At 41.3% G+C, this 14,547-nt stretch carries 22 protein-coding genes; 18 read left to right on the forward strand and 4 right to left on the reverse strand.

The genetic code is table 11. From position 1 onward, the window contains the following. Nucleotides 1-205: 205 nt before the first annotated feature. The 4 genes from ACHUE3_RS19625 to ACHUE3_RS19640 all read right to left on the reverse strand — a co-directional run bounded on the left by ACHUE3_RS19625 (nt 206) and on the right by ACHUE3_RS19640 (nt 3,112). Nucleotides 206-883 carry a TorF family putative porin gene (locus ACHUE3_RS19625; protein ID WP_394193982.1) on the reverse strand — a complete coding sequence of 226 codons (678 nt, stop codon included), beginning with the start codon at nt 881-883 and terminating at the stop codon, nt 206-208. 292 nt (nt 884-1,175) lie between these two features. After that, nucleotides 1,176-2,339, reverse strand: coding sequence for a hypothetical protein (locus tag ACHUE3_RS19630; RefSeq protein ID WP_394193984.1), 1,164 nt, complete (start codon nt 2,337-2,339; stop codon nt 1,176-1,178). Between the two features lie 144 nt (nt 2,340-2,483). Next, on the reverse strand, nt 2,484-2,684 hold the full coding sequence (locus ACHUE3_RS19635; protein ID WP_394193985.1) for a helix-turn-helix transcriptional regulator: 201 nt from the start codon (nt 2,682-2,684) through the stop codon (nt 2,484-2,486). 8 nt (nt 2,685-2,692) lie between these two features. Beyond that, nucleotides 2,693-3,112: a hypothetical protein gene (locus ACHUE3_RS19640; RefSeq protein WP_394193994.1), complete on the reverse strand. Its 420-nt coding sequence runs from the start codon at nt 3,110-3,112 to the stop codon at nt 2,693-2,695. Between the two features lie 236 nt (nt 3,113-3,348). Here ACHUE3_RS19640 and ACHUE3_RS19645 point away from each other — a divergent pair, with 236 nt between their 5' ends. From ACHUE3_RS19645 to rplQ, 18 genes are all read left to right on the forward strand, one after another. After that, on the forward strand, nt 3,349-5,286 hold the full coding sequence (locus tag ACHUE3_RS19645) for an AsmA family protein (protein ID WP_394193986.1): 1,938 nt from the start codon (nt 3,349-3,351) through the stop codon (nt 5,284-5,286). Between the two features lie 277 nt (nt 5,287-5,563). Continuing rightward, entirely contained in the window at nt 5,564-5,932 is a 369-nt protein-coding gene (rplN, locus tag ACHUE3_RS19650; RefSeq protein WP_008115397.1) for a 50S ribosomal protein L14, read from the forward strand. 10 nt (nt 5,933-5,942) lie between these two features. Beyond that, nucleotides 5,943-6,257 carry a 50S ribosomal protein L24 gene (gene rplX, locus ACHUE3_RS19655; RefSeq protein WP_394193988.1) on the forward strand — a complete coding sequence of 105 codons (315 nt, stop codon included), beginning with the start codon at nt 5,943-5,945 and terminating at the stop codon, nt 6,255-6,257. 16 nt (nt 6,258-6,273) lie between these two features. Continuing rightward, nucleotides 6,274-6,813: a 50S ribosomal protein L5 gene (rplE, locus tag ACHUE3_RS19660; protein ID WP_058562127.1), complete on the forward strand. Its 540-nt coding sequence runs from the start codon at nt 6,274-6,276 to the stop codon at nt 6,811-6,813. A gap of 10 nt (nt 6,814-6,823) precedes the next feature. Beyond that, nucleotides 6,824-7,129, forward strand: a complete 306-nt coding sequence (gene rpsN / locus ACHUE3_RS19665) for a 30S ribosomal protein S14 (RefSeq protein ID WP_016710196.1) — start codon at nt 6,824-6,826, stop codon at nt 7,127-7,129. A 21-nt stretch (nt 7,130-7,150) separates the two neighbouring features. Continuing rightward, nucleotides 7,151-7,543, forward strand: coding sequence for a 30S ribosomal protein S8 (gene rpsH, locus ACHUE3_RS19670; protein WP_394193991.1), 393 nt, complete (start codon nt 7,151-7,153; stop codon nt 7,541-7,543). Between the two features lie 13 nt (nt 7,544-7,556). Next, entirely contained in the window at nt 7,557-8,090 is a 534-nt protein-coding gene (rplF, locus tag ACHUE3_RS19675; RefSeq protein ID WP_099297854.1) for a 50S ribosomal protein L6, read from the forward strand. Between the two features lie 9 nt (nt 8,091-8,099). Next, nucleotides 8,100-8,450: a 50S ribosomal protein L18 gene (gene rplR / locus ACHUE3_RS19680; RefSeq protein WP_058562131.1), complete on the forward strand. Its 351-nt coding sequence runs from the start codon at nt 8,100-8,102 to the stop codon at nt 8,448-8,450. 9 nt (nt 8,451-8,459) lie between these two features. Continuing rightward, a complete protein-coding gene (gene rpsE, locus ACHUE3_RS19685) occupies nt 8,460-8,966 on the forward strand; it encodes a 30S ribosomal protein S5 (protein WP_008115387.1) in 507 nt (168 codons plus the stop codon). 3 nt (nt 8,967-8,969) lie between these two features. Next, nucleotides 8,970-9,152, forward strand: coding sequence for a 50S ribosomal protein L30 (gene rpmD / locus ACHUE3_RS19690; RefSeq protein WP_004589203.1), 183 nt, complete (start codon nt 8,970-8,972; stop codon nt 9,150-9,152). Nucleotides 9,153-9,157: 5 nt separating this feature from the next. Continuing rightward, nucleotides 9,158-9,592 (forward strand): 50S ribosomal protein L15, encoded by a 435-nt coding sequence (rplO, locus tag ACHUE3_RS19695; protein WP_099297852.1) that lies wholly within the window; start codon nt 9,158-9,160, stop codon nt 9,590-9,592. Nucleotides 9,593-9,602: 10 nt separating this feature from the next. Continuing rightward, the gene (gene secY / locus ACHUE3_RS19700; protein WP_058562132.1) at nt 9,603-10,931 is read left to right on the forward strand and encodes a preprotein translocase subunit SecY; all 1,329 of its coding nucleotides are present in this window, start codon (nt 9,603-9,605) and stop codon (nt 10,929-10,931) included. Between the two features lie 22 nt (nt 10,932-10,953). Next, nucleotides 10,954-11,067 carry a 50S ribosomal protein L36 gene (gene rpmJ, locus ACHUE3_RS19705; RefSeq protein ID WP_002959476.1) on the forward strand — a complete coding sequence of 38 codons (114 nt, stop codon included), beginning with the start codon at nt 10,954-10,956 and terminating at the stop codon, nt 11,065-11,067. A 125-nt stretch (nt 11,068-11,192) separates the two neighbouring features. Beyond that, complete coding sequence (gene rpsM, locus ACHUE3_RS19710) at nt 11,193-11,549, forward strand: 30S ribosomal protein S13 (protein WP_058562133.1); 357 nt, start codon at nt 11,193-11,195, stop codon at nt 11,547-11,549. A 12-nt stretch (nt 11,550-11,561) separates the two neighbouring features. Next, nucleotides 11,562-11,948, forward strand: coding sequence for a 30S ribosomal protein S11 (rpsK, locus tag ACHUE3_RS19715; RefSeq protein ID WP_002959471.1), 387 nt, complete (start codon nt 11,562-11,564; stop codon nt 11,946-11,948). Between the two features lie 21 nt (nt 11,949-11,969). After that, nucleotides 11,970-12,590: a 30S ribosomal protein S4 gene (rpsD, locus tag ACHUE3_RS19720; RefSeq protein WP_087532486.1), complete on the forward strand. Its 621-nt coding sequence runs from the start codon at nt 11,970-11,972 to the stop codon at nt 12,588-12,590. A gap of 24 nt (nt 12,591-12,614) precedes the next feature. After that, entirely contained in the window at nt 12,615-13,601 is a 987-nt protein-coding gene (locus ACHUE3_RS19725) for a DNA-directed RNA polymerase subunit alpha (protein WP_087532485.1), read from the forward strand. A 39-nt stretch (nt 13,602-13,640) separates the two neighbouring features. Continuing rightward, complete coding sequence (rplQ, locus tag ACHUE3_RS19730) at nt 13,641-14,042, forward strand: 50S ribosomal protein L17 (protein WP_058562136.1); 402 nt, start codon at nt 13,641-13,643, stop codon at nt 14,040-14,042. The last annotated feature ends 505 nt before the right edge of the window (nt 14,043-14,547 follow it).

Genomic DNA, 14,547 nt, shown 5'->3' on the forward strand with positions numbered 1-14,547 from the left:
AGCTGATAGCTGATAGCTGATAGCTGATAGCTGATAGCTGATAGCTGATAGCTGATAGCTGATAGCTGATAGCTGATAGCTGATAGCTGATAGCTGATAGCTGATAGCTGATAGCTGATAGCTGATAGCTGATAGCTGATAGCTATGGTTAAAACAAGAAAAGGGCCCTTAGGCCCTTAGTGTTGCAGCAAGTAACACATTCTTTTTATAAGCTAAAGTCTACTGCGTAAGCGACGTAAGCTTTGATATCACTGTCATCCATATCTGTATCAGAAAGACCAAAAGTGAAGCCATCTTTAGAGATTGAAACACCATAATCGATAATGTCATCATCACCTATGAAATCACCAGAATAGTGCCCTAGGTGTAACGCCATTTCAGTGCCATTACTACCTACAGCAAAGCCATAGTCTGCCGTTAGGTATAAAGAGTCACCAAAATCTGTGCCGTCTCCACTTGCAGCGGAACTTGCTAGTAAAGAAGCACCAAAGCTGAAACTACCCATGCTGATACTACCGTAAACTTCAGAAAAATCGGCATCAGCACCAGAAGCTGCATCAGGGTAAGCATAGTAGATGTAACCGACGTCATAGCTCATATTTTCATTAATATCGCCACCAAAGCCAGCATAGAGATCAAGCTCATAAGTCATCTCATCAGCCCATGAAGCATTTGAAGCCCATGTGCCGGCATAGAAACCTGAGTCACTAGCATAATCAATACCGCCTGAAATAGCTGCATCTCCACCGGTCTGCTCTTGACCACGCCATAAGTAATTTGATGTCGCTGCTGCATTGGCTGTAACTTCAGCTAGTGCGGCTGTAGATGTAAGACCCATCAATGCAAGTGCACTTAGTGCAACTGTTTTTTTTAGTTGTAGCATGTTTCGTATCCTGTCGTTATGTTGATTAATGGTTCATAATTATTAATAAGATTGCAGTCTTGCTAATTATGATGCCTATTTTTGTTGTCTGTCCAAGATAGTTGCACTGCTTATGCCAAGTTAAAGTTTAAAGCAAAATTTTATGTTTAAATTTTTATAAAACAGATAGATAAGTTTATTTAGTAAGGGTTATAGGAGGGTTTTGAATTAATAATGTGCACTTATATAGTGCACATATAAATAAAGCTGCACAAGGATCATGCAGCTCGAAATTATGTAGCTACTTGATATATTAGCCAAATATAGTGCGCATTAAGCTAATCGTTTCATTCACACCACGGCCTTTTTGTACTTCACTAATGATTGAGTCCCGTTTAGCACGGATATGCTCAGGTATTTCGTCACTAGCCAGTGCACGGTCAACTAATATCTCTGCAGACTCTTTACCACGGCGAACTGATTTTGTGGAAGTTGTTGCGCTGCGTTTAGGTTTATTTAACAGCTTAATGTAATTTGAGTTATCAGCTGTTGATTTATCCGCATAATAAAAGAAGCAAGGCAGTAATGCTTTAATAGATAAAAGCTGTTGTTCTAGCTCATTATTGCCAGCTGCCATCTTAAACCATGACATCGCATGTATAGTTTGTACCATATCTTGCCAATAGCGTTCAAAGTCACGGTTATTAAGTTTGGTTATACCTAGAGCTGAACAGAGCGCATCAAGTCGCGTATTATTTATTGGTGTAAAAACATCTGGGCGACGCATTGCTAATAAGCGAGTTGCAGGCGCGAGTGTTGGTTTCTCATCACTACCATTAAATGCAAGGAAGTAGCTAACTACAAATTGCTGATAATGCTCTTCGCTCACTTCACCTTCAAGTGGAATGTGGGCAAGTGCTTGATCAAACTGCCCAGGTAAATCAGCCAGCATTTGGTGAAAACCCTTAGCGCTTTTTGTTGATGCAAACCACTCAACATCGAAGTTATATGTACTAGGGTCTAGAGCTGAGGTGTGTTTTCCACAGAAAGTAAGTAAATCCTCAGGGATCATGTCTTTTAAAGGCTGCTCGCGTAAAGTAGAAATATAACTACTCAAACGTAATTGTTCATCAAGTGCTATAAGATCTTTGTGCTGGTCGACAAACATACTAACAACCGGCCAAGGTGCAACACGTAATGTTTTCAATTGTAAAAAGCTAATTGCAGAAATTAGTTGGTCATGTAGCTTTTTTAAGAGCGGTAATTGGTTCGCTTCGAGTAAGTCGTAATTGATACGATCCTTACTAGCGCTAAGTAATTCGTAACACCAACCTAAAAAGTCTTCAGGATGATTTTCTATTTTTACCGCCATCAGGTTTAGACTGATCTCAGAAGCCTGTTTTAAGATGTTTTGATAAATTTGACTTTCTTGTTCGCCTAATGCCATTTTTGAAGGTGAAATTAGCAGTTTTTTCATGCCTGAGGATACTCCGATTAGATGCTTTTTCAGTTACTTATTTTAGCTTATATTCACTAAAAGCAACAGGGGCGTGCATGATACCTAAGAATATAAGGTATGCAATCATAGTGGGTGCGTAATACCAAGATTGCATCTCTTTTTTTAGTCGTATTCGTCGAGCGAGAATAGTGACTCTACAGAAGTGTTAAAGTACTGCGCAATTTTTAGTGCAATGATCACCGACGGTGTAAACCTAGCGGTTTCAACTGTACTAATAGTTTTTCGAGATACATTTATTGCATCAGCTAGCTCTTGCTGAGAAAGCCCTGCCTCTTTGCGGAATTTAGCGATAAAATTTTGCACGACGCCACCTAATCACGATTTTGCCATAAAATTGAAATACCATACACTAAGCACATAATTGCTAAATAAAAGGTAGCGATCATACTGTGTGATATATGCAAGGCAAAGCTATCTGAGCTCAAATAAACTGCACCCATACTGAAGAGCAAGGCTAATACAACATGTTTATAGGCAATAGTGTCTATTGTGTTTAAGTACTCATCTTTATAAGTTAAATGGTATTTCATTTTGCGTGTGAAGCCGCCCCTCACTACAAACATAAAAAACGACCCTAAAAAAGCAGCGACCCCCAATATTAACAAGGGTGCAGATGTATTATTCAACATGGGGTATACGCTGATAATCAGTAATGTAACCCCCATAAAGATGGAAAACCATGCATTTTGACCCATAAATTTTTCTTCAGCTTTAATATCCTGTTTCATAATATTCATCCTTCCAGAGTGTTTGAACTGTTTTTTTGTAACCCTTAGGTATCAATGTAACCTAAGGGTATCATCTGGTCAATATTTATATGTAACCTCAAGGTATCAAAATGTTTCAGTGTTTATTCATATCAAATTTAGTAAAGTATGGATTGAGAGTTTTTATATATTGATTCAATGATTTTAATCGCAACTCCCGCTATCATGAGAACATTATTTGCACATTTGAAAGGACCATCATGAAAACCACTTTTAAAGTTATAGGGGTAATACTGTTATTGCTGATCGCACTAATAGTCATTGCACCATTTTTAATTCCTACTGATGCAATTTTTAATAAAGTATCAGAACAGGTCGAGCAAACCACTGGCCGTACTTTAACAATCAAAGGCGATAAAACCTTATCGGTGTTTCCTTCACTCAAACTTGAATTAAATGACGTGCACTTTGCCAATATGCAAACGGGCTCTCGCCAAGATATGGCTAGCATGCAGCAGCTAGCGATTCATATTCCATGGTTTTCAATATTTGGCGGTGAATTTAAACTTGAAAAATTCGTCATTAATGAGCCAAATATTTTGTTAGAGACTGATAAAAACGGTAAAGCAAACTGGCAGCTTTTTGATGCAGTAGCAGAGCAACCACAGGCAACAAAAAATAATGAAGCAGTGAAGTTACCAGAAAATTTTGATATTGAGCTTGGTGAAGTAGCTATTTATGGCGGGTCCTTTACTTATTTAGACGGTCAAACAGGTGCTGAACATCAAATAAACGAGCTAGAGCTTGCTATCTTATTGCCTTCTCTGCGTGAAGAGCTTGAGGTGAAAGGTGCAATCACGTATATGCAAGAACGCTTTGAGTTAGACGTAAAAGTAGATACTCCTGCAAAAGCAATTGAAGGAAATGCATTTAATGTAACGCAAAACCTTTCATCACGTTTATTAGATATGGATTTTAAAGGGTTAATTGCAAAGCAAGGTCAAGATATTAAAGGGCAACTCGTGCTTAGTGGCGACTCTGTTAAAGATATTGCTAAATGGCAGGGGGTAGAACTAAATGCAAAAGAAAATGCATTTAATGCCTTTACCGTAAAAGGCACAATGCATTTAAATGGTGATAAGTTTAACCTCACAGAGTTATTGGCAACACTTGATGTATTACAAATTAAAGGTAGCAGTGAGCTACACCTGAAAGAACGATTAGCTGTAAAAGCAAACATAGATTTAGGCATGTTGGACTTAAATCCATACTTACCAGAAGCCGTAGCTAAAAAGCAAACGCCACAACAGTCAGAAGAGCAACCAGCTCAGCCAATTGTTTGGGACGATACAAAAATTGATATGAGTGGCTTAAATGCACTTGATGCAAATATCGTTATCCGCTCAAGTGGGCTTAAAGCGAATGACATAACATTAGGTGCGAACCAGTTCACAGTTAATCTTAAAGATGCTGTTGCTAGCCTTAGCCTTGATAAATTTACTGCGTATGAAGGTAATGGCAAAGGTAAGGTAACTATAAATGCAAAACAATCCCCATATAAAATAGCGACTAATTTTTCTTTAGATGCAATCGATGCACAGCCATTACTAAGCGATGCTGCTGGCTTTGATAAGCTCATGGGTAAGGGCTCATTAAATTGGGACTTAACTACCAGTGGGAGTAGTCAAAAGAGCTTCATTAATGCATTGCAAGGAAAGCTGGCATTTGAATTTGCCGATGGCGCAGTGAAAGGTGCAAATATTGCTGAGATGGTCCGTAAAGGTAAAGAGCTTATAAAAGGGAACTTTGGTGCAGTGTCAGAAGGACTCGATACAGGTTTTGATAACTCAGAACAAACAGATTTCTCTGCACTCACAGGTAGCTTTAACTTTACCAATGGTGTTGGCAAGAACACCGACTTATCAATGTTAAGCCCATTAATTCGAATTAGTGGTGAAGGGGATGTTGATTTACCGATGACCACAGTTAATTATCGTTTAGTCACAGGTATTGTAGATTCTCTTGAAGGCCAAGGCACAACAGATGATAGTACCGGCTTTAAAATACCCGTTCGAATTAAAGGCCCATTTCATGATGTTGGTATTAGTTTAGATGTCAGTAAAGCGGCTGAAGATGAAGTGAAAGAAAAGGCAAAGGATAAAATTAAAGATAAATTAAAAGGTTTGTTTGGCAATTAATGCCGATTTTATTCGATGATAAAATAATCAGGGTATATTTATGCCCTGATTGTTTTATAAACAGTTGTAAAATAGCTAAATATAACCGAGTAGCAAAATAACGAGTGCAGCAATTCTAAATTAATTAAAAAATAACCTACCACTACCCCCTCAATACTGATACAATTGCCCGCCCTTAAGAGACAACCTAGTTGTTTTTTGGTGGGTATTTAATCTAAATGTCTTGATTTTAAACGATTTAAGGCAAGTTGTAATAACTACACCGGAGGTCATTAACATGATCCAAATGCAAACTCAGCTGGAAGTTGCTGATAACAGCGGCGCTCGCAAAGTGCAGTGTATTAAAGTCTTAGGCGGTTCGCACCGTCGTTATGCAGCGATTGGTGACATCATTAAAGTTTCTGTTAAAGAAGCGATTCCTCGCGGTAAAGTGAAGAAAGGTGATGTTAAAAACGCGGTAGTCGTGCGTACTAAGAAAGGCGTTCGTCGTCCAGACGGTTCTTTGATCCGTTTTGACAGCAATGCGGCTGTTATCTTAAATGATAACTTGCAGCCAATTGGTACACGTATTTTCGGCCCTGTGACTCGCGAACTTCGTAATGAAAAGTTCATGAAAATCGTTTCACTAGCCCCAGAAGTACTGTAAGGAGTCAATCATGGCAGCAAAAATCCGTCGTGATGACGAAGTAATCGTTCTAGCAGGTAAAGACAAAGGTAAGCGCGGCAAAGTGCTTTCAGTTGTTACCGAGTCTGGTCGAGTATTTGTCGAAGGCATAAACTTAATCAAGAAACACCAAAAGCCGGTTCCACAAATGAACCAAGCTGGCGGCATTGTTGAAAAAGAAGCGTCTATCGACGTATCAAACGTTGCGATCTACAACTCGGAAACGAGTAAAGCAGATCGCGTAGGTTTCAAGATTGAAGATGGTAAGAAATTACGTATCTTTAAATCTACTGGTAAAACTATCTAATAGTTGGAGTAGAATGATGGCGAAACTGCATGAAGTATATAAAGACAAAGTAGTTGCTGATCTTCAAGAGAAGTTCGGTTTCAGCTCTGTCATGCAAGTCCCTCAGATCGAAAAGATCACATTAAATATGGGCGTGGGCGAAGCCCTAGCTGACAAGAAAATTTTAGATAACGCTGTTGCGGATCTAGAAGCTATCTCTGGTCAGAAACCTTTAATCACTAAAGCGCGCAAATCTGTTGCTGGCTTTAAAGTGCGTGAAGGCTACCCAATTGGCTGTAAAGTAACCTTACGCGGCGAGCGTATGTGGGACTTTTTTGAGCGTTTGGTTTCAATCGCTATCCCACGTATCCGTGACTTCCGTGGTGTAAGTGCTAAGTCTTTTGATGGACGTGGTAACTACAGCATGGGCGTACGTGAACAAATCATCTTCCCAGAAATTGATTATGATAAAGTAGACCGTGTACGCGGTATGGATATCACAATCACTACATCTGCGAAAACAGATGAGGAAGGCCGTGCGTTGTTAGAAGCGTTTAACTTCCCATTCAAGAAATAAGGGTAGGGTTATGGCAAAGAATTCTATGAAAGCGCGCGAAGCAAAGCGCACAAAATTAGTTGCTCAGTACGCTGAAAAGCGCGCAGCACTAAAAGCTATCATCAGCGATGTGAAAACATCAGACGATGATCGTTGGGACGCGGTACTTAAGCTACAAGCTTTACCACGTGATTCTAGCCCTGCACGTCAACGTAATCGTTGTAACATTACGGGCCGCCCACATGGTTACCTTCGCAAATTCGGCATGAGCCGTATTAAAGTTCGCGAAGCAGCTATGCGCGGTGAAATTCCTGGCCTTAAAAAGGCTAGCTGGTAATAGAATCACGGGAGTAAGACTATGAGCTTGCAAGATCCTATCGCGGATTTGTTCACACGTATCCGTAACGGTCAATCAGCGAAGAAAGTATCAGTTGTGATGCCAACTTCAAAGCTGAAAGTAGCGGTAGCTAAAGTATTAAAAGACGAAGGTTACATCACTGATTTCGCAATAAACGGCGATGTTAAACCTGAGCTTTCTATCGAGTTGAAATACTTCGAAGGCAAAGCTGTTATTGAAAACATCCAGCGTGTTAGCCGCCCTGGTCTACGTATCTATAAGAGACGTGACGAATTACCTAAGGTAATGGGTGGTCTAGGCATCGCTATCGTATCAACTTCTAAAGGCCTAATGACAGACCGCGCAGCACGTAGTGCTGGTGTTGGTGGTGAAATCATTGGTTTTGTAGCTTAATCGGAGGGGAACTATGTCTCGCATAGCAAAGGCACCAATAAATGTTCCTGCCGGTGTAGAAGTTACATTAAAAGGCCAGGAAATCACAGTTAAAGGCAAAAACGGTGAATTAACTCGTACTATCAACAACGCTGTTGAAGTACAAGTTAACGATAACGTTGTTACAACTTTACCTCGTGAAGGCGTAGCCAATGCATGGGCACAAGCAGGTACTGCTCGCGCTCTTATCAACAACATGGTTGTTGGTACGCATACAGGTTACGAGAAGAAACTTCAGTTAGTAGGCGTTGGTTACCGTGCAGCAGCAAAGGGTAAAGTTTTAGACTTAACTCTTGGTTTCTCGCACCCAGTTAATTTCGCAGTTCCTGAAGGAATTACGATTGAAACTCCAAGCCAAACAGAAGTTCTAGTTAAGGGCGTAGATAAGCAGTTAGTTGGTCAAACAGCTGCTAACATTCGTGCATACCGTAAACCTGAGCCTTATAAAGGTAAAGGTGTTCGTTACGCAGATGAGAATGTACGCCGTAAAGAGGCTAAGAAGAAGTAAGGTAAGACGATGGATAAAAAAACAGCTCGTCTACGTCGTGCTAAACGCACTCGTAGAAATTATATTGAACAAGGCACAACGCGTCTTGTTATCCACCGCACGCCACGTCACATTTACGCTCAAGTAGTTAATGCTGAGGGTAGTGTACTGGCTGCTGCTTCTACTGTTGAGAAAGCTATTAGCGAAACAGTTAAAGGCACAGGCAACGTTGCAGCTGCACAAGCAGTTGGTAAAGCGGTTGCAGAACGTGCGGCTGACAAAGGCATCGAAAAGATTGCTTTTGATCGCAGTGGCTTTAAATATCACGGCCGTGTGAAGGCGCTAGCAGATGCTGCGCGTGAAGCCGGTTTGCAATTCTAGGAGTAGACAATGGCTAACGTAGAAGCAAAGCAACAACAGCCTGATTTAGCTGAAAAGCTAATCGCGGTAAACCGTGTGTCTAAAGTAGTTAAAGGTGGTCGTATCTTTAGCTTCACTGCACTAACAGTAGTTGGTGACGGCGCAGGTAAAGTAGGTTTCGGTTATGGTAAAGCACGTGAAGTTCCAGCTGCTATTCAAAAAGCAATGGAAAAAGCACGTCGCAACATGATCAATGTAGACCTAAATGGCAACACATTACAGCACCCTGTTAAAGGGCGTCATGCTGGCTCACAAGTGTTCATGAAACCAGCCTCTGAAGGTACTGGTATCATTGCAGGTGGTGCTATGCGTGCAGTACTTGAAGTGACTGGTGTGCAGAACGTACTTTCTAAATGTTACGGTTCTACTAACCCGATCAACGTTGTACGTGCAACGATCTCAGCTCTTGAGAATATGAATTCTCCTCAGTCGATCGCTGCAAAACGTGGTCTTCGAGTAGACGAGATTCTGGGGTAAACCATGGCTAATAAAACTGTAAAAGTAACACAAGTAAAGAGCTCTATCGGTCGTTTACCGAAACATAAAGCTACATTACGCGGTCTTGGTTTACGTCGTATCAATCACACTGTTGAGTTAGAAGACACAGCATGTGTACGTGGTATGATTAACCGAGTTTCATACATGGTTAAGGTTGAGGGGTAATTCGAATGCATTTGAATACACTTTCTCCTGCTGCAGGATCTAAGTCTGCTGGTAAACGTGTTGGTCGTGGTATCGGTTCTGGTCTTGGTAAGACTGGTGGCCGTGGTCACAAAGGTCAAAAATCACGTTCTGGCGGTAAAGTACGCGTTGGTTTTGAAGGCGGTCAAATGCCTATGCAACGTCGTCTACCTAAATTTGGTTTCACTTCTCGCAAATCGTTAGTATCTGCAGAAATTAACCTTTTTGAAATCGCTAAAGTTGAAGGCGATGTGGTAGACCTAGGTACGTTACAAGCAGCTGGTCTAGTTAAAAAGAACGTTCAGTTCGTTAAAGTTGTTAAATCTGGCGAAGTTTCACGCGCAGTTACCGTTAAAGGCCTTAAGGCTTCTAAAGGTGCTCGCGAGGCTATCGAAGCTGCCGGAGGCAAGGTAGAAGACTAAGGAAGTACTAATGGCTAAACCAGGTCAAGATATGCAAAGTGCACAAGGTGGACTTTCGGAATTGAAACGTCGATTACTATTCGTTTTAGGCGCTATCATTATTTACCGTCTAGGTTCATTTGTGCCGATCCCTGGGATTGACGCCGCTGTACTTGCCGATTTCTTCGAGCAACAAAAGGGCACCATTGTTGAAATGTTTAACATGTTCAGCGGTGGTGCACTTGAGCGAGCTTCAGTGTTAGCACTGGGTATTATGCCTTACATTACAGCTTCGATTATTACGCAACTATTAACGCATATGTATCCTCCGTTTATAGAGCTTAAGAAAGAAGGTGAACAAGGGCGTAAGAAAATTAGCCAGTACACACGCTATGGCACGCTTTTGCTTGCTACTATCCAATCAATCGGTATTGCCACAAGCTTACCGGGCATGATGAACGGGTTAGTTGTTAACCCAGGTATGGGTTTCTATTTCACCGCTGTGGTGAGTTTAGTAACTGGTACTATGTTCCTGATGTGGTTGGGCGAACAAATAACAGAGCGCGGTATCGGCAACGGTATCTCGGTTCTAATATTTGTTGGTATAGTAGCAAACTTGCCGTCTGCTATTGGTTCGACAGCCGAAATGGCGCGCCAAGGTGATCTGAATGTTTTAGTACTGTTGATGGTTGCTGTAATTGTATTCGCTGTAACTTATCTTGTTGTATTCTTTGAACGTGGTCAACGACGTATAGTTGTAAACTACGCAAAGCGCCAACAAGGTCGTCAAGTATTTGCTGCTCAAAGCACGCACTTACCACTAAAAGTTAACATGGCGGGTGTTATTCCACCAATCTTTGCTAGCAGTATTATTCTGTTCCCTGGTACTATTGCCAGCTGGTTCGGCCAGGGTGAAGGTCCTGTCGCTGATGTGCTACAAGCGATTGCTACAACGTTGACTCCAGGTCAGCCTTTGTATGCATTAGTTTTAGCTGCGGCTATTATCTTCTTCTGCTTTTTCTACACAGCGTTGGTGTTTAACCCACGTGAAACAGCAGATAACCTGAAAAAATCTGGCGCATTTATCCCAGGTATTCGTCCAGGTGAGCAGACATCGAAATACATTGATAAAGTGATGACACGCCTGACATTGGCAGGTGCTTTGTATATAACCTTTATCTGTCTGGTGCCCGAATTCATGACCATGGCATGGCAAACGCCATTCTACTTCGGCGGTACATCAATCTTGATTATCGTTGTTGTGATCATGGACTTTATGGCACAAGTACAAACTCATATGATGTCACATCAATATGATTCTGTGCTGAAAAAAGCGAACCTTAAAGGCTACGGTCGATAAGGTCAGTTTACGGAGTTGAGCAATGAAAGTACGTGCTTCCGTTAAGAAAATATGCCGTAACTGTAAAGTTATTAAACGTGCCGGTGTTGTACGTGTAATTTGCAGTGAGCCTAAGCATAAGCAAAGGCAAGGTTAATTAATAAGTCGTGCAGGCTGAGATTTCTTGGCCTGTGTTTTTAATTGTGATTTGGTCTTCGTTTGAGTATCCTTACGGGCTCTTCAAACAGATGATAACCAAATTCAAATATAGGAGATGTGTTAGTGGCCCGTATCGCTGGCATTAACGTCCCTGATCATAAACATGCAGTTATTGGTTTAACAGCTATTTATGGCATAGGTAAGACTCGCTCTAAGGCTATCTTAGTAGCGACTGGTATCGCCGAGACCACAAAAATCGGTGAGCTTTCAGACGAAACACTTGACGTACTTCGTGAAGAAGTTGGCAAGTACACTGTAGAAGGTGATCTTCGTCGTGAAGTTACTTTGAATATCAAGCGCCTTATGGACCTTGGTTGTTTCCGTGGCCTACGTCACCGTCGCTCTTTACCACTTCGTGGTCAAAGAACTAAGACTAACGCGCGTACCCGTAAGGGTCCTCGTAAGCCTATTAAGCGATAAGGGGATAGTATTATGGCTAAGACACCAATTCGTCGTAAAAAGGTTAAAAAGCAAGTTGCTGATGGTATGGCTCATGTTCATGCTTCTTTCAACAACACTATTGTTACAATTACCGACCGTCAAGGTAATGCACTATCATGGGCAACTGCCGGTGGTTCAGGTTTCCGTGGTTCACGTAAATCTACACCATTCGCTGCTCAGGTTGCTGCAGAGCGTGCAGGTACTGCGGCTCAAGAATACGGTTTAAAAAATCTAGAAGTTTTCATCAAAGGTCCAGGTCCAGGTCGTGAATCTGCTGTACGTGCTTTGAATGCTGCTGGTTACCGTATCACCAACATCACTGACGTGACGCCAATACCACACAATGGTTGTCGTCCACCGAAGAAACGTCGCGTTTAACAATAGGTTAGGAGAAATAACATGGCAAGATATTTGGGCCCTAAGCTCAAGCTGAGTCGTCGTGAAGGTACTGACCTGTTCCTTAAGAGCGGCGTAAGAGCTATCGACTCTAAGTGTAAACTTGAGACTGCACCTGGTCAGCACGGCGCTCGTAAAGGTCGCTTATCTGATTACGGTTTACAATTACGTGAAAAGCAAAAAGTTCGTCGTATGTACGGTGTACTTGAAAAGCAATTCAGTAACTACTACAAAGAAGCTGCTCGCCTTAAAGGCAATACAGGTGAAAACTTGTTACAGCTTTTAGAGCAACGTTTAGACAATGTTGTATACCGCATGGGTTTTGCAAGCACACGTGCTGAAGCACGTCAGTTAGTAAGCCACAAAGCGGTTTTAGTTAATGGTCGTGTTGTGAACATTCCTTCATTCGTAATTACTCCAGAAGATGTAGTAGTTATTCGTGAAAAGTCTAAGACACAAGCGCGTATCATCGCTGCTCTAGAACTAGCCGAGCAACGTGAAAAGCCGACTTGGGTTGAAGTTGACGGTAAGAAAATGGAAGGTAATTTCAAACGCCTACCTGAGCGTTCAGACCTGTCTGCGGACATTAATGAACAACTAATCGTCGAACTTTACTCTAAGTAAAGTTAAGAGTTAAGAGAGGATAAAATGCAGGGTTCTGTTACAGAATTTCTAAAACCAAGGTTAGTCGATATCGACGCTATCAACCCGACACGTTCTAAAGTTGTTTTAGAACCATTAGAACGTGGCTTTGGCCACACGTTGGGTAATGCCTTACGCCGTATACTTCTTTCATCTATGCCTGGATGTGCAGTAACCGAAGTTGAAATCGACGGTGTGTTGCATGAATACAGCGCGAAAGAAGGCGTACAAGAAGACATCATTGAAATTCTGTTAAATCTTAAAGGTCTAGCAGTAACTTTAGAAGGCAAAGATGAAGTTTTTCTGACCCTGACTAAGTCTGGTGTAGGCCCTGTGACTGCGGCAGATATTCAGCACGATGGCGATGTAACAATTGCTAACCCAGATCACGTTATTTGTCATTTAACGACAGATAGCAGCGATATCAGCATGCGTATTCGTGTTGAGCGCGGTCGTGGTTATGTGCCGGCGTCTAGCCGTTTATCCTCTGATGACGATGAGCGTCCAATTGGTAGATTGTTGCTTGATGCATCATTTAGCCCAGTTGAACGTATTGCGTACTCGGTTGAATCAGCACGTGTTGAACAACGTACAGACCTAGACAAGTTAATCATTGATATGGAAACAAACGGCACTTTAGATCCTGAAGAAGCGATCCGCCGTGCGTCTACTATCTTAGCTGAACAATTAGATGCATTCGTAGATTTACGCGATGTAACTGAACCAGAAGAGAAAGAAGAGAAGCCTGAATTCGATCCTATTCTACTTCGTCCAGTTGATGATCTTGAACTAACAGTACGTTCTGCAAACTGTTTGAAAGCCGAGCAAATTCAATATATCGGTGATTTAGTTCAGCGCACAGAAGTTGAGCTTCTTAAAACGCCTAATTTAGGTAAGAAGTCTCTAACTGAAATTAAAGACGTGCTAGCTTCACGTGGTCTTTCTCTAGGTATGCGCCTAGAAAATTGGCCACCTGCAAGCCTAGCTGAATAATCTAAATCACTATATTAGTTTAGTTAGAAGGATAGGGTCATGCGCCATCGTAAGAGTGGTCGTCAATTAAACCGTAACAGCAGCCATCGTAAAGCGATGTTCAGCAATATGGCAGGTTCTTTGGTGAAACACGAAATCATCAAAACTACATTGCCTAAAGCGAAAGAGTTACGCCGTGTAATTGAACCTTTAATCACACTGGCTAAGACTGACAGTGTAGCAAATCGCCGTTTAGCGTTTGCTCGCACGCGTGATAATGAAGTAGTTGGTAAATTGTTCAGCGAAATCGGTCCTCGTAATGCGGATCGTCCAGGTGGTTACACTCGTATTCTTAAGTGTGGCTTCCGTGCTGGTGATAATGCACCAATGGCTTATATTGAACTAGTAGGTCGCACATCTGCAACCGAAGAAGTTCAAGAAGACGCGCAGTCTGCTGAGTAAGTCTTAAAGACACCAAAAAGCCGAGCTTATGCTCGGCTTTTTAATGCCTATAATTCTATTTATAATATACTTCATTTATTCTCTAGTTATCTCTAATGTCTCTTCTTTGAATTTAATAACTGATAAAAGTATTTCTCAGTAAATAGCTTCCTCGATAAAACAACCGACCATTTATTTAATATATAAGATCCCAGTATTGATCTTACTTAATTCAAATCGTGTATTAAGGCTTATTAATTAAATTTCAAGTTTCAACCACTATAAATAGACTTTATTACCCTATATTAGCTCTGTTTTCATACGTTTCGTTCAAATACTCAGCGAACATTGTTTTATTTTAAGTTTTCTTCAAAAAAAGGTTGATCTGTTTTTGGATCTCCCTATAATGCGACCCCACTGAGACGGCAGAGCAGGCAACGCTTAGCGAGGCAAGCAAGTCACTTAGTAAGTCGAATAAAACTTGAGTTTAGATTTTTTGAAAAGTTTAAAATTAAGTGTTGACAAA

The organism is Pseudoalteromonas atlantica (assembly GCF_043641955.1).
In the GTDB taxonomy this organism is placed as follows: domain Bacteria; phylum Pseudomonadota; class Gammaproteobacteria; order Enterobacterales; family Alteromonadaceae; genus Pseudoalteromonas; species Pseudoalteromonas atlantica_A.